Source organism: Lentzea sp. NPDC005914, from assembly GCF_040629405.1.
In the GTDB taxonomy this organism is placed as follows: Bacteria; Actinomycetota; Actinomycetes; order Mycobacteriales; family Pseudonocardiaceae; genus Lentzea.
The window spans coordinates 294,650-309,719 of the sequence record NZ_JBEXVQ010000001.1 but is presented as its reverse complement, the minus strand read 5'-3'; the positions used below and the strand labels follow the sequence as shown (position 1 = coordinate 309,719).

The following is a 15,070-nucleotide window of genomic DNA, read 5'->3' as shown; positions in this document are numbered from 1 at the left end:
ATGCGCGTCTGCTTCACGTTGCGGGTCCGCCCGGACCGTCTCGACGACTACCGGGCGCGACACCGCGAGGTGTGGCCGGAGATGCGGGCTGCCCTCAGCGAGGCGGGCTGGCACAACTACTCGCTCTTCCTCGCCGAGGACGGCCTGCTCATCGGCTACCTGGAGTGCGACGACTTCGACGCGGCACTCGCGGAGATGGCGCGCACCGAGGTGAACGCGCGCTGGCAGACCGAGATGGCGGAGTTCTTCGTCGGTGACGGCAACGCCGACGAACGGATGCGGCCCCTCGACGAGGTCTTCCACCTCGACTGAGCATCATGGAGAAAAGATGAGCGTGAAAGACGCGCTGCGCGGGCAACGGATCGAGACGCCGTCGTGGGCGTACGCCAACTCCGGCACCCGGTTCAAGGTGTTCGCGCAGCAGGGAGTTCCGCGCACGCCGTACGAGAAGATCGACGACGCGGCGGTGGTGCACCGGCTGACCGGCGTCGCGCCCACGGTCGCGTTGCACATCCCGTGGGACAGGGTCGACGACTACGGCAAGCTCGCGGAGTACGCACGGGACCGCGGGGTCGCGCTCGGTGCCATCAATTCCAACGTCTTCCAGGACGACGACTACAAGCTCGGCAGCGTGTGCCATCCAGATGCTTCCGTGCGGCGCAAGGCGATCGGGCATCTGCTCGAGTGCGTCGACATCATGGACGCCACGGGGTCGCGAGACCTCAAGCTGTGGTTCGCGGACGGCCTCAACTACCCCGGCCAGGACAACATCCGCGCCCGCCAAGACCGGCTCGCGGAGGCTCTGGGCGACGTCTACGCGCGGCTCGGCTCTGATCAACGGATGTTGCTGGAGTACAAGCTCTTCGAGCCCGCGTTCTACACCACCGACGTGCCGGACTGGGGCACGGCGTACGCGCACTGCCTGCAACTGGGCGACAAGGCGCAGGTCGTGATCGACACCGGCCACCACGCGCCGGGCACGAACATCGAGTTCATCGTGTCGTTCCTGTTGCGGGCGAACAAGCTCGGAGCGTTCGACTTCAACTCGCGCTTCTACGCCGACGACGACCTGATGGTGGGCGCGGCCGACCCGTTCCAGCTGTTCCGGATCATGCACGAGATCGTGCTGGCCGACGCGCTGACGCCGGCCGCGGGCATCGCGTTCATGCTCGACCAGTGCCACAACCTGGAGCCGAAGATCCCGGCGATCATCCGCTCGGTCCTCAACGTCCAGGAGGCCACGGCCAAGGCGCTGCTCGTCGACCACGAGGCACTTGCTCAGGCACAACAAGCCGGTGACGTGCTCGGCGCGAACGGCGCGTTGATGGACGCCTACAACACCGATGTCCGCCCACTTCTGCGGGAACTGCGCGAGGAGATGAGCCTCGATCCCGACCCGATGGCCGCGTACGCGCGGTCCGGGTACGCCGAGCAGATCGTCCGTGAACGAGTCGGTGGCGAGGCCGCCGGGTGGGGTGCCTGACATGACTGAGGTGCAAGCCCTGCTCCACCGTTCCAACCGGCTGGGAGCCGACCCGCGCAACACCAACTACGCGGGCGGCAACACCTCGGCCAAGGGCGAGCAGCTCGACCCGGTCACCGGGCGGCCCGTGGAACTGATGTGGGTCAAGGGATCCGGCGGTGACCTGGGCACGCTGACCGAGTCCGGTCTCGCCGTGCTGCGGCTGGACCGGTTGCGCGCGCTGACGTCCGTCTATCCCGGTGTCGAACGGGAGGACGAGATGGTCGCCACGTTCGACTTCTGCCTGCACGGCAAGGGAGGCGCGGCACCGTCGATCGACACGGCCATGCACGGTCTCGTCGACGCGGCGCACGTCGACCACCTGCACCCGGACGCCGGTATCGCGTTCGCGACCGCCGCGGACGGCGAGGCGCTGGTCAAGGCGTGCTTCGGCGAACGAGTGGTGTGGGTGCCGTGGCGGCGGCCCGGTTTCCAGCTGGGACTGGACATCGCGGCGGTCAAGCGTGACAACCCGCAGGCCATAGGCGTGATCCTCGGCGGGCACGGCATCACCGCGTGGGGCGCGACGAGCGAGGACTGCGAGGCCAACTCGCTCGACATCATCGCCACCGCCCAGCGCTACCTCGACGAGCACGGCCGCCCCGACCCGTTCGGCCCGGTGATCCACGAACCGCTGCCCGAGGACGAACGCCGGGTGAGGGCCGCCGAGCTCGCACCGGTGGTCCGCGGCCTGGTCTCCACGGACTCCCCGCAGGTCGGCCACTTCACCGACAGCGACGTGGTGCTGGACTTCCTGGCCCGCCAACGGCATCCCGAACTGGCCGCGCTCGGCACCTCGTGCCCCGACCACTTCCTGCGCACCAAGGTCCGGCCGCTCGTCGTCGATCTGCCGCCGGACGCCCCGCTGGACGATGTCATCGAACGCCTGGAGCACCTGCACGACGCCTACCGCGAGGACTACAAGTCGTACTACGAGCGCAACGCCGAGCCGGACAGCCCGCCGATGCGCGGCGCCGACCCGGCCATCGTGCTCGTGCCGGGCGTCGGCATGTTCAGCTTCGGCCGGAACAAGCAGACCGCGCGCGTCGCCGGCGAGTTCTACGTGAACGCCATCAACGTGATGCGTGGTGCGGAGTCGGTCTCCCGGTACGCGCCGATCGAGGAGCGCGAAAAGTTCCGCATCGAGTACTGGGCGCTCGAAGAGGCCAAGCTGCAACGGATGCCGAAGCCCAAACCGCTCGCCACCCGCGTCGCGCTCGTGACCGGTGGCGGGTCGGGCATCGGCCGGGCCATCGCGCAGCGACTGGCCGCCGAGGGTGCGTGCGTGGTCGTCGCCGACCGCAACGGCGATGCCGCGCGCGAAGTCGCCGAGGGAATCGGTTCGGCGGACGTGGCGGTCCCGGTGACCGTCGACGTCACCGACACCGCGGGCATCGTCGAAGCGTTCCGGGCGGCGTCACTCGCGTTCGGTGGCGTGGACCTGGTGGTCAACAACGCCGGTCTGTCGATCTCCAAGCCGCTCGCCGACACCACCGAGGCGGACTGGGACCTTCAGCACGACGTGATGGCCAAAGGTTCGTTCCTCATCTCCCAGCAGGCCGCGAAGGTCATGCGCGCCCAGGCGATGGGCGGCGACATCATCTACATCTCCAGCAAGAACGCGGTCTTCGCCGGCCCGAACAACGTGGCTTACGGCGCGGCGAAGGCAGACCAGGCACACCAGGTCCGGCTGCTGGCGGCGGAACTCGGCGAGGACGGCATCCGCGTCAACGGCATCAACCCGGACGGCGTGGTCCGCGGCTCCGGCATCTTCGCGGGTGGCTGGGGTGCCCAGCGCGCCGCCGTCTACGGCGTGCCCGAGGAGAAGCTCGGCGAGTTCTACGCCCAGCGCACACTGCTCAAGCGCGAAGTGCTGCCCGAGCACGTGGCCGCGGCGGTGTTCGTGCTGACAGCAGGCGATCTCTCGCTCACCACGGGCCTGCACGTGCCGGTCGACGCCGGTGTCGCCGCGGCTTTCCTGCGATGACAACGGTCGCGGCCGTCGACCTCGGCGCCTCCAGCGGACGCGTCGTGCGCGGTGTCGTCAGCGATGGCACCGCGCACATCGAGGAGGTGCACCGGTTCCCCAACGGGCCGGTGCACGACGGTGGCACGCTGCGCTGGGACGTGCCCGGCCTCTACCGCGAGGTGCTGACGGGGCTGAAGCGCGCGGGCGAGATCGACAGCATCGGGATCGACAGCTGGGCGGTCGACTACGGCCTGCTCGACGCGCACGGCAAGCTGCTGGACAACCCGGTGCACTACCGCGACTCCCGCACCGACGGCATCACGCCACCGGACGGCCTGTACGAGGTCAACGGGCTGCAGTTCCAGCCGTTCAACACGATGTTCCAGCTGATGGCCGAACCGCTGCTGCCCCAGGCGTCCGGGCTGCTGCTGATCCCCGACCTGCTCTCCTACTGGCTGACCGGGGAACGCGGCGCCGAGTACACCAACGCCACCACGACCGGCCTGATCGACGTCCGAACAGGACAGTGGTCGCCGGAGCTGACCCGTGACCTGCCCGCGAACCTGTTGCCGGACCTGCGTCATCCCGGCGACCCTGCGGGCACCTACCACGGCGTCCCGGTCACCGCGGTCGGCTCGCACGACACCGCGTCCGCCGTCGTCGCGGTGCCCGCCGAGAACGACCGGTTCGCCTACATCTCGTGCGGCACCTGGTCGCTGGTGGGGGTCGAGCTGGACGCACCGGTGCTCACACCGGAAAGCCAGGCCGCGAACTTCACCAACGAGGGCGGCGTCGACGGCACGATCCGCTATCTCCGCAACGTCATGGGCCTGTGGCTGCTGCAGGAGTGCCTGCGCTGCTGGGACACTGAGCTGGAACCGTTGCTGCGAGAGGCCGCCGGCGCGCGAGGCTCGGTGTTCGACCCCAACGATCCGGTGTTCCTCCCACCCGGCGACATGCCCGCGCGGATCCGGCAGCGGTGCGGGAGAGACATGACCAGGCCCGAGATCGTGCGGTCCATTCTGGACAGTCTCGCCCTGGCCCACCGCGACGCCATCGCGGACGCACAGCGGTTGTCCGGCAAGGAGGTCGAGGTCGTGCACATCGTCGGCGGTGGCTCGCACAACGAGTTGTTGTGCCAGCTCACCGCCGACGCGTGCGGTCTCCCGGTGGTCGCAGGGCCCGCCGAGGCGACCGCTCTGGGCAACGTCCTGGTGCAGGCGCGTGCCGTGGCCGCGGTGCACGGCACGCTCGCCGACCTCAGGGCGTTGGTGCGGAAGTCCCAGCCGCTGCGGCGTTATCTGCCCCGCTGAGCAGGAGGTAGGCGCTGGCCGTCCACGTGTAGGCGCGGTCCCGCAGGCCCTGTCCGGTGAGCGCGTCGAAGTTCTCGGCGAACCCGGACTTCTCGCAGGTCGCCCGGAACCGCGCGCTCACCAGGTCGGCCAGCTCCACCGCGCCACCCCGGCGCAGGCCGTCCTCGATCAGCACGGTGGCAGGCGCCCACACAGGGCCCCGCCAGTAGCCGTCGGCCTCGTAGTACGGCGAACTGGGCAGCTCGGTGGCCGGTCCGACCGACGTCAGGTGCTCGGCGATGCCGCCGCACAACTGGTCGAACACCTCGGGCGGCAGGTGCTCCCCCAGCACGACGGGCATCAGGTCGAGCAGGCTCGCGGTGGCCCGGTACTCCCCCGACACCACACCCCGGCTGACGAACCTGCTGCCGTCCCACAGCTCCTCCAGCATCGCGGCGAGCATCGTGTCGGCCCGGTCGCCCCACGCAGTCGCGTCACCCACCTCGGCGCCGAGCACGGCCAGTTCCTTCATCTGCAGCACGAGGAACGCGGCGAGGTCGGCCGACTCGACGAGGCGTTCGTCCAGGAACACCGTCGAGTTGTCCCAGCCGCTGTCGTTGCCGTGCTCGTAGTACGGCAACGGCCTGCCGGGCGCCCTGCGGTGGTCGAGCCAGAACGACGTCCACGCCGACAGCTGCCGGTAGGCCAGTTCCGGGTCGGGCAGGCCGCCGGGCAGCCGTGAGCGCAGACGGCTGAGGGTCCAGCCGTGGATCGGCGGCTTCACGAAGTTGCGCAGCACCTCGGAGTGGGTGATCGAGTCCGGCAGCGCGCCCTGCGCGTCCTGATGGTCGAACACCACCTGGAACTGGTGCCAGGCCAGCTCCGGTGCGCCGGGCGCGAGGGCCAGCGCGTTGAAGCAGTGGTCCCAGCTCCACACCTTGTCCATCCAGTGCTTGGACATCAGCACCGCCGGACGCGTCACGAACCCGGCCGGGGCGACGGTGGCCGACCACAGCACGTAGCAGGCCAGCTCGGCCGCGGGCGACGGTGAAACGGCGTCGACGAACCGAGCGAACTCCTCACGTGCGGCGGTCACGGCGGCGTCGAACCCGATGTCGCAGCGGTACGGCTCTCGCGCGGTGGTGATCTCCTCGATCACCAGCTCCCACGGCTCCTCGCCCAGCACGACCGCCCGATCCGCGGACACGAGATCCTCCGCACCGACGTACCGCGACTGTCCGGAAAGGACTGTCACGCGGAAGCGGTGCCCGGTCTCGTAGGAGGTGAAGACCGCACCTCCGGAAGGGTCCGTGAAGAAGTACGTGCCGGTGAACGGCGTCAGCGTGCGTTCGGCCGCGCCGACCCGCAGGCCCAGGCCGTTACCCGAGATCCGGAGTGTGTCAGGCGAGGTGAAGACGGCCTGGATCCGAGACTCACCACTGCGCCACGTGAGCACCGCCGGGTCGGCGACGATCTCGGTGGGCCGCGACGGCACCAGGGACAGCACGGCGTGCATACCGTTTCGGTGCGACACCACGTGCACGTCCTGCGCGTACCTGGCCAGCCCCACCACCGGCGAGAGTCCGAACCACGCGCCGGAACGGCTGAACGGGATCTCCCGCACGGAGAACTCGGTGGCCACAGGGGGTTTCCTTTCAGTCCTTGACGGCACCGGAGGTGACGCCCGCCGCGACGAAGCGCTGGGCCACCACGATGAGCACCGTCGCGGGCACGGACGCGACCACGGCGGTGGCCATGATCGAGTTCCACTCCTGGTTGTTGTTGCCGATGTAGCGGTAGATGCCCAGCGTCAGCGGTTGCAGCTTGCCGCCGGAGTCGAGCGTGGCGGCGAACAGGAAGTCGGACCACGCCCACAGGAACGAGAACAGCGCGGCGGTGACCAGGCCGTTGCGGCTGGCGGGCAGCACGATCGAGACGAACGACCGCCACGGCCCCGCGCCGTCGATCCTGGCCGCCTGCAGCACCTCGTCCGGCACGGACGCCATGAACGAGGTGAGGACCAGCACGGCGAACGGCACCGCGATGGTCGAGTCCGCGAGCACCAGGCCCCACACCGTGTTCGTGATGCCGATCTTGACGTAGATGCCGTAGAAGCCCAGCGCCATGATGATTCCCGGGATCATCTGCGCGACCAGCAGCAGGAAGCTGAGCATCTGCCGGCCGGCGGGACGGAGCTTGGCCAGCGAGTACGCCGCCGGTGCCGCGAGCGCCAGGGTCAGCACGACCGTGCCGAGCGCGACGAGCAGGCTGGTGCCGAGGTACGGCACCTGTTCGCGCAGCACCCGCTCGTACCCCTCGGTCGTGGGGTTGACCGGGAAGAGGCTGGGCGACTTGCGCATGTCGCTCATCGGCGTGAGCGACACGGTGATCATCCAATAGACGGGGAACAGCATCAGCGCGGTGATCAGCACGCCGACCGGTGTGCGCCAGGACCTCAAGCGAGCTCCTGCCTGCGTTGCATGCGGATGTAGAGCAGTCCGGCCACCACGGCGATCAGGATCAGCACGTTGCCGACGGCGGCGCTGGGCCCGAAGCGCGGCAGCATGTTGCCGAACCCGAGTTCGTACGCCCAGGTGGCGAGCGTGGTGGACGAGCCGCTCGGGCCGCCCTTGGTCATGATCCAGATGACGTCGAACACCTTCAGCGTGTAGGCCAGCCCGAGCAGCAGGGTGATCGCGGAGACCGGGCGCAGCAGTGGGAACGTGACGTGCCAGAAGGTCTGCCAGCCGTTTGCACCGTCCAAAGCGGACGCTTCGTAGACCTCGCGCGGGATGTTCTGCAGCCCGCTGTAGAGCACGACGAGGTTGAACGGGATGCCGATCCAGATGTTCGCGATCGTCACCGACACCAACGACCACTCGGGCGAGGTCAGCCAGTTGACCTGACTCAGGCCCACGCCTTCCAGTACGGCGTTGACCAGCCCCGACTCGCTGTTGAGCAACCACGACCAGGTCGAGGCCGAGACGATCAACGGCAGCAACCACGGCACGAGGAACAACGCGCGCAACGTCGCCGACAACCGGAACCCGCGAGCGAAGAACAACGCCGCCGCAAGCCCGATCGTGTACTGGAAGAACAGCGACACCAGGGTGAACAGGACCGTGTTCACCAACGCCGTGCGGAAGGTCGGGTCGCCGAACACGGTGGCGTAGTTGGCGAACCCGACCAGCGGCGCGCCACCGTGGACGAACGAGCGCACGGTGTACCCGCGGATGCTCAGATCGACGTTGGTGAACAACGGATACGCGTAGCACACCGTCAGGTACGCCACGAGTGGAACCAGGAAGGCCCAGCCGGCCAGCCTCGAACGCACCAGGTGCCTACTTCGCCGACGCCTGGGCGTCCCGCAGCGCCGCTTCCGGTGTCTTGGCACCGGTGAGCGCGGCCTGCACGGCACCCCAGAGCGGCTGCGAGATCTTCGGGTACTTCGTGCCGAGGTTGTCCCCGGTGCGCCCCTTGGCGCTCTTGACGGCCTCGACCCAGACGGCGAGCTCCGGTTGAGCCGCGACCTGTTGCTGCTGCACGGAAGGCACGGCCGAGATGTACGTCAGCGCGGTGTCGGAGGCCAGGACCTTGTCCGGCGCGGTGAGACAGGACGCGATGCGGCCCGCCTTGGCCTCGGTGTCCTTGTTGTTCTGCGCCGGAACGGTGACGAACTCGCCGCCCGTCGGCGCGGGCGCGGTTCCTCCGGTGCGGCCGGGAATCGGGATGACCCCGTACTCGAAACCGGCCTTCTTCGCGTTGCCCAGCTGCCAGGTGCCGTTCTCGGTGAACGCGTACTCGCCGGTGGCGAACTCCTGCCAGCTGGTCGTCTGCGTGTTGCCGACGACCGAGTTGGGCGCGTACCCGTTGTCCAGCCAGGACTTCCACAGCTCGAGCGCCGCCTTGCCCGACGGCAGGTCGGTGAGCGCCCCGCTCGCGCCCCAGAACCACGGCAGGAACTGGAAGGTGCCTTCCTCCGTGCCGATGGCGGAGAACGTGATGCCCTTCTTGCCCGAGGCCTTCACCTTGGCCAGTGCCGCGTTCAGCGAGTCCCAGTCCTTGATCGACGCCGGGTCCACGCCGGCGCCGGTCAGCACCGCCTTGTTGTAGTAGAGAGCCAGGGTGTTCGCGCCGATCGGTGTGCCGTAGGTCTGGCCGTTCATCGTCCCGGCCGCGGCCAGGTTCGGCGAGACCTGCGACGCGTCGAGCCCGACCTCCTGGTTCGTCTTGAGGACGCCCGCCTCCGCGAGCGTGGACACCACCGGGTTGTCCAGCACCAGCACGTGCGGCGCGGTGCCCTGCTGTGCGGCGAGCAGGACCTTGCCGGTCAGGTCGGTGGTGTCGTAGGCCTGGCGCTGGATCTTGACGCCCGCCTCCGTACCGCACTTGTCGATCGTCTTCGCCCACTCGGACTCGGCGGTGAACTGCGGGTACGGGTCCCAGACGGAGAAGGTGTCCGGTGTCGCGGTGGTCGGCGCCGATGAGCACGCCGCCACTGACGCGACCAGGCCGAACGCGGCCAGCAGTCTGATGGGGACAGAGGCGGGGAACATGGGGGTCCTTCCTGGCGGCTGCGCTGACGACAAGAGGTCGAACCGGTTCGACATCGGGAAGCGGGCGCCAACGTAATCGCCCGCGATGGTGTCGTGCAAGAGGGAAAGCCTAGGATGACGTGTAGTCGAACCGGTTCTCAGAAGCGGCCGGAGGCGGGAAGCGCGCATGAACATCGGAGAGATCGCCAAGCGGGCCGGGGTGTCCCGGAGCACCGTGTCGTACGCGCTGAGCGGGAAACGGCCGGTGTCGACGGCGACCGCCCAGCGGATCAACGACGTCATCGACGAGCTCGGGTACCGGCCCAACGCCAGTGCCCGCGCGCTCGCGGAAGGACGCACCCGCACGTTCGGCCTGGTGATACCGCCCGCGAGCGCCCGTCTCACCGACGTGCAGCTCGCGTTCGTGGCAAGCGTTGTGGAGGCGGCCGCGGCCCACGACCACGACGTGCTGCTGTCCCCCAGCGGCGGCGACCACGACCGGTCGTTCGAGCGGATCGTCACGGGCCGGCGCGTCGACGGCGTCATCCTGATGGAGATCCTCCTGCAGGACCCTCGTGTCGAGCGACTGACCAGCGCCGGACTGCCGTTCGTGACGATCGGCCACGTAGAGGACCCGGCCGCGTCGTGGTGGGTCGACGTCGACTACGCCGGGCTGATCACCCGCTGCGTCCGCCATCTCGCCGACCTCGGCCACTCCGACGTCGTGCTGATCAACCGGTCCGACGAGCTGGTCGCGGCGGGTTACGGCCCGGCCCTGCGCGCCACGACGGCGTTCGCCGAGACGGCGCGGGAGTGCGGGATCACCGCGCACACCGTGTGCTGCGCGGACGAACCCGCCGCAGGCCAGGCGTGTTTCGAGGAGATCAGGACGCGCTGGCCGGAGGTGACGGCGGCGGTGACGATCAACGAGGCCGCGCTGCCGGGCGTGCAACGCGCGCTGCACCGCGCCGGGCTCGACGTGCCTCGCGACTTCTCGCTCACCGGCGTGATCGCGGACCGGCTCGCCGAGGACTTCCACCCACCGCTGACCGCGGCCGACGTGCCCGCCGGTGACATGGCGCGCCTGGCCGTCGGCCTGCTGCTGGAGCAGATCGGCGACGCGTCGGCGACGCCGCGGCACAGCATGCTCGCGCCGCCGATCACGTTGCGTTCGAGCACCGGGGCGCGCCGCAGGGCCTGATGCGTCGAACCGGTTCGACGCACCACTGACCGGCGCCGAAAAGTTTCGAAAACAGATTCGAAACCGCAGGCGATTGACGCTCGTTCGGCGACGCTCCTACGTTGATCTTTCAACTCCCTTCCCGAAAGGGCGTGGAAGATGCGCAGGCGCTCGTTCCTCGGTCTGGCCGCCACCGGCGTGCTCACCCCCGCCGTCGCGCAGGCTCAAGCTCCGGCGCGAACCAGGTGGGTGAACACCTGGACGTCCATGCCGCAACTCTGCGAACCGGGCAACATGCCGCCTCCGCCGTTCACGCAGGACGGCCTGGTGCTGGCCGATGCCACGCTGCGCCAGACCGTCCGGGTCACGGTGGGCGGCCGGCGGATGCGGCTGCGCTTCTCCAACGCGTTCGGTGGCGCGGTGCTGCCGATCACCGCGGTCACCGTCGCACTCCCGCAGGACGGCCGCGCGGGAGTCAGCGCCGTTCAACCGGCCACGCTGCAGCGCGTCACCTTCAACGGACGGTCCTCAGCGGACGTTCCGAAAGGCGCGCTGGTCGTCTCCGACCCGCTGGACTTCGCGCTGAAGCCGGGGACGATCCTCACCGTCACCACCTACCTGGCGCGCGGGCAGGCGTCCAACGACATCACCTCGCACCCCGGCTCGCGCACCACGTCCCACCTCCTGGCGGGCAACCACGCCGAGTCGGCGGACCTGCCCGGCGCGACGCCCGTCGACCACTGGTACTTCCTCAGCGGCATCGAGGTGCTGTCCGCCAGGCCCGCCCTCGTGGTGATCGGCGACTCGCTGACCGACGGCCGGGGTTCCACCACCAACGGCAACGACCGCTGGCCCGACCGGCTCGCCGACCGGTTGCGCGGCGAGGTCGCGGTGCTGAACCAGGCCGCCGGCGGCAACCGCGTGATGAACGACGGCCTGGGCCCCAGCGTCCTGGCCCGGCTGGACCGCGACCTGCTGGCGCAGAGCGGAGTCCGGTGGCTGATCCTGCTCGAGGGCGTCAACGACATCGGCACCGCGGCCACGACCGAAGCCGCCCAGAAACAGGTGGCGGACGACCTGATCGCGGCCTACCAGCAGATCGCCGAGCGGGCTCACGCGCACGACATCGAGGTGTACGGCGGCACGATCCTCCCGTTTGGAGGCAGCTTCTACGACGAAGGCTTCCGCGAGGACGCCCGGCAGACCGTGAACCGCTGGATCCGCACCAGCCACCACTTCGACGCGGTCATCGACTTCGACGCCGCCGTCCGCGACCCGGCCACGCCACGGCAGCTGCTGCCCGTCGCGGACGTCGGCGACCACCTGCACCTCAACCCGGCGGGCTACCGCATGCTCGCCGAGGCCGTTCCCCTCAAGCTCTTCCGTTGAACGTCCACCGCCCGTGCGGCACCGACTTCACCGGCCCGCCAGGTACGTGCACCTGCGCGGTGGAGCCCACCGGCACGTCGACGGTCAGCCGCAGCACACCGTTGACCTTCGCCCACGACACCCCGACGCGTCCGCGCACGCTCTCGAACTCCAGCTGGGCCCACGAGACACCGGCCGTCGCGTTCGGGCGGACCGTGAACGTCCGGTAGCCGGCGTCACCCGGCACGAGCCCGGCCACGTGCTCGTACAACCACTGCGCGACAGTGCCTTTGAAGTAGTGGTTGCGAGAGCGGGTGGCGGTGTCCCACATCTCCCACATGGTGTCGGCGCCGTTCGCGAACCAGTAGCCCCAGCTGGGGTAGGACCGCTCGGTGGCGAGCGCGGTGGCGACGGCAGCGTGTCCGTTGTCGCTCAAGGCCTTCAGCAACACGCTCGCGCCGAGGCAGCCGACGTTCACGTGGTTGCCGTTGGCCTTCACCTCGGCCGCGAGCCGGTCCGCGACGGCCTGGACCGAACCGGCGGGAACCATGCCGAACGCCAGCGGAACCGCGTTGGACGTCTGCCGGTAGCCCGGGTCCTTGGCCGTGCGGTAGTAGCCCGCGCCGAGGAACGCCTGGTTGAACGCCGATATCAAGCTTGCGGCCACCTCGCGGTAACGCGGAACGGGTTTGCCGATCACGTCACCGAGCTCGGCGGTGTGCAGCAGGGCCCGGTAGAGGTACGCGGTGGCGGTGAGCCTGGTGTCCTCGGGCGGGATGCCGTCGGTGCCGGGCGCCAGGAAGTCGCCGAGGGCGGTGACCGCGAGGCCGTCGCGCAGCCGCGCGATCTCCCAGTCCAGGTAACGCGTGAGCACCGGCCAGTGCTGCGCGGGCAACCGGTCGTCGCCGTAGATTCGGTACATCTCCCGCAGCACGAACGGATACACCGTCGTCCACTCCGGCGCGGGTGCGAGCTCGCGGTAGCCCCAGCCGCCGCTGGGCACGATCACCGGCAGCTGACCGGCCGTGTCCTGGCTGTCCGCGAGGTCGCCGAGCCACTTGGTGAAGAACTTGGCCATGCCGAACTCGGCGAGCATCGACGGCGCGCCGACCTGCGCGTCGCCCGTCCAGCCGTTCTTCTCGTAGGTCGGGGTGTCGGTGGGGATGCCGTGCAGGTTGTTCGCCACGGTCCGGCGCATCGCGGCGTCGTACTGCTCGAACAACGGCTCCGAGCACCGGAACGTGCTCACCCGCGGCACGTCCGAGTGCACGACGCGGCCGACCAGTCGTGGTGCGGCGGTCAGGCCTGTCACCTCGACGTAGCGGAAGCCCTTGTAGGAGAACTTCGGCTCCCAGGTCTCCTCCCGGCGGCCCGCGCAGATGTACTCGTCGAGCTGGATGCGGTTGCCGCTGACGTACTGGTTCTCGATGTGCACGGTGCCGTCGGCGTTCAGCGTCTCGCCGTGCTTGAGCCGCACCACCGTGCCGGCCGGCGCGGTCACCGTGAGCTGCGTCCAGCCGGACATCGTGCGACCCATGTCCGCCACGAACACGCCCGGCTTCGGTGAGCTCACCACGGGCGTGACCGACTCGAGCACGCGGATCGGTTCGTGCTCCTGGGCTTTCAGCGTGCCTTTCGGAGCGGGCCGGACCGGCGACGACTGCCACTTCGAGTCGTCGAAACCGGGCTTGGTCCAGTCCTGCGGTGCCAGCCGGGCGTCGTAGGTCTCGCCGGTGTGCAGCGAGTTCGAGAGTGTAGGACCGTCGGTCAGCTTCCACGACTCGTCGGACGCGATGGTCGTGCGGGTGCCGTCCGGATGGTCGATCTCCAGCTGTGCCAGCAGTTTCGGCTCGTCGTGCCACGGCGGCCGCTCCCAGTGCCACACGTTGGGCGTCTTCATGCCGTAGAACCCCCGACCCAGCGTCACGCCGATCGCGTTGCGGCCGGGGCGAACCAGTCCGGTGACGTCGTGCGTCGCGTACAGGACGGTGTTGTCGTAGTCGGTGAACCCCGGATCGAGCACCCGGTCACCGACGCGGCGGCCGTTGATCTCGGTCTCGTGGTAGGCCAGCCCGCTGACGTACAACCTCGCGCTCCTGACCGGCTTGCCGAGCGTGAACTCGGTGCGCAGCAACGGAGCCGGCTGCTCCCCCGCGCTGACGTTCGAACCCCAGGGGCCCTGGCCGTACGGGTCCAGCACGGTGGCGGCGGCCCACCCGGAGTCGTCGAAGTCCGGCGTCTGCCAGCCGGGATGTTCGGTGTCGGCGACCTTCCACCCCGGCCCGGTGACGAGCTCACGCGGGCCGCCGGGCAGGTCGACGACCAGCCGCAGCAGCAGTCCGGCCGGTCCGGGAGACCGGTTCGTGGCTCGCACGGCCAGCACGATCGCCCTGCCGTTCACCAGCCGGGTGACGTCAGCTCGTTGGCCGATCTTCCACACGTCCGTCTGCTCCGGCACGTGCAGCGCCTCGGAACCGTTGACGTACAACGTGAAATCGTCGTCCGCGGTCGCGATGAGCCTCGCGCGCACCGCGTCCGCCGGCAGCTCCAGCCGGGTGCGGAACCAGCGGCTCTCCGGTGGCGCCGAGGCCGACCAGATCCACGAGGCACCGGTGAAGCCGAGAGTCGTGTCCGGGGCGCCGATCCACCGCGCCTGCCACGGCGTGCCGAGCAACGCCGTCTCCCACCAGCTGCGCGTGCTCCACGCCGACACCCGGTTCGCACCATCCCACACCCGCACCCGCCAGTGATAGCGCGTGCGCGGCTGCAACTCCTTGCCACCGAAGGGAATCCCCGTGGTGCGGTCGGAGTTCACCCTGCCCGACTGCCACACGTCCGCACGGCCGGGCGCGGTCCCCACCTCGACCTGGTAGGCCGTCTGCCGCGCCCCGGTTCCGTCCGCCGCGAGCACCCAGCCCAGCCGTGGTGCCGTGACGTCGGTGCCCAGCAGCGTCTCGGCGTACTCGACCGTCGTGCGCACGACCCGCAACCCGTCCGCCTGGTCCGGCGAGGCCTGCGCCGTCCCGACCGGCAACGCGGTCGCGGACAGCCCGACCGCCGATGTCCTGAGGAACTCCCGTCTGCGCACGTCGTCTCCACCTTCGTCGCTGGATGAAACGTTTAAATTGCGGCGGCGAGGCACAGCTTCTTAGGTGCGTGAGAGCGTGTCAAGGCAGCCAAGAACAGGCTGTCCGCAATCGGACA

General features: G+C 69.5%; 11 protein-coding genes and 1 pseudogene. 7 read left to right on the top strand and 5 right to left on the bottom strand.

The features are described from left to right. The 4 genes from ABZ345_RS01275 to ABZ345_RS01260 are packed head-to-tail and all read left to right on the top strand — an operon-like array spanning window position 1 to window position 4,804. The gene (locus ABZ345_RS01275) at window positions 1–312 is read left to right on the top strand and encodes an L-rhamnose mutarotase (RefSeq protein ID WP_359841684.1); all 312 of its coding nucleotides are present in this window, start codon (window positions 1–3) and stop codon (window positions 310–312) included. A 16-nt stretch (window positions 313–328) separates the two neighbouring features. After that, on the top strand, window positions 329–1,483 hold the full coding sequence (gene rhaI, locus ABZ345_RS01270) for an L-rhamnose isomerase (protein WP_359841682.1): 1,155 nt from the start codon (window positions 329–331) through the stop codon (window positions 1,481–1,483). Between the two features lies 1 nt (window position 1,484). After that, window positions 1,485–3,509: a bifunctional aldolase/short-chain dehydrogenase gene (locus tag ABZ345_RS01265; protein ID WP_359841680.1), complete on the top strand. Its 2,025-nt coding sequence runs from the start codon at window positions 1,485–1,487 to the stop codon at window positions 3,507–3,509. Further along, on the top strand, window positions 3,506–4,804 hold the full coding sequence (locus tag ABZ345_RS01260) for a rhamnulokinase family protein (RefSeq protein WP_359841678.1): 1,299 nt from the start codon (window positions 3,506–3,508) through the stop codon (window positions 4,802–4,804). The genes ABZ345_RS01265 and ABZ345_RS01260 overlap by 4 nt, the downstream gene beginning before the upstream one ends. Here the strand turns inward: ABZ345_RS01260 and ABZ345_RS01255 are convergent. The 4 genes from ABZ345_RS01255 to ABZ345_RS01240 are packed head-to-tail and all read right to left on the bottom strand — an operon-like array spanning window position 4,752 to window position 9,339. Then, window positions 4,752–6,425, bottom strand: a complete 1,674-nt coding sequence (locus ABZ345_RS01255; protein WP_359841676.1) for a glycogen debranching protein — start codon at window positions 6,423–6,425, stop codon at window positions 4,752–4,754. The two genes, ABZ345_RS01260 and ABZ345_RS01255, sit on opposite strands and share 53 nt — an antisense overlap. 13 nt (window positions 6,426–6,438) lie before the next feature. Next, window positions 6,439–7,197, bottom strand: coding sequence for a carbohydrate ABC transporter permease (locus ABZ345_RS01250; RefSeq protein ID WP_359842234.1), 759 nt, complete (start codon window positions 7,195–7,197; stop codon window positions 6,439–6,441). 41 nt (window positions 7,198–7,238) lie between these two features. Then, entirely contained in the window at window positions 7,239–8,117 is an 879-nt protein-coding gene (locus tag ABZ345_RS01245) for a sugar ABC transporter permease (protein ID WP_359841675.1), read from the bottom strand. 7 nt (window positions 8,118–8,124) lie between these two features. Continuing rightward, entirely contained in the window at window positions 8,125–9,339 is a 1,215-nt protein-coding gene (locus ABZ345_RS01240; protein ID WP_359841673.1) for an extracellular solute-binding protein, read from the bottom strand. A 163-nt stretch (window positions 9,340–9,502) separates the two neighbouring features. Here ABZ345_RS01240 and ABZ345_RS01235 point away from each other — a divergent pair. From ABZ345_RS01235 to ABZ345_RS01225, 3 genes and pseudogenes are all read left to right on the top strand, one after another. Beyond that, window positions 9,503–9,634: pseudogene (locus ABZ345_RS01235) on the top strand (LacI family DNA-binding transcriptional regulator); the annotation flags it as partial. A gap of 60 nt (window positions 9,635–9,694) precedes the next feature. Beyond that, entirely contained in the window at window positions 9,695–10,519 is an 825-nt protein-coding gene (locus tag ABZ345_RS01230) for a substrate-binding domain-containing protein (RefSeq protein WP_359842232.1), read from the top strand. A 138-nt stretch (window positions 10,520–10,657) separates the two neighbouring features. After that, window positions 10,658–11,887, top strand: coding sequence for an SGNH/GDSL hydrolase family protein (locus ABZ345_RS01225; protein WP_359841671.1), 1,230 nt, complete (start codon window positions 10,658–10,660; stop codon window positions 11,885–11,887). Here the strand turns inward: ABZ345_RS01225 and ABZ345_RS01220 are convergent. Next, a complete protein-coding gene (locus ABZ345_RS01220) occupies window positions 11,871–14,954 on the bottom strand; it encodes a family 78 glycoside hydrolase catalytic domain (RefSeq protein ID WP_359841669.1) in 3,084 nt (1,027 codons plus the stop codon). The genes ABZ345_RS01225 and ABZ345_RS01220 overlap by 17 nt on opposite strands. Window positions 14,955–15,070 lie beyond the last annotated feature (116 nt).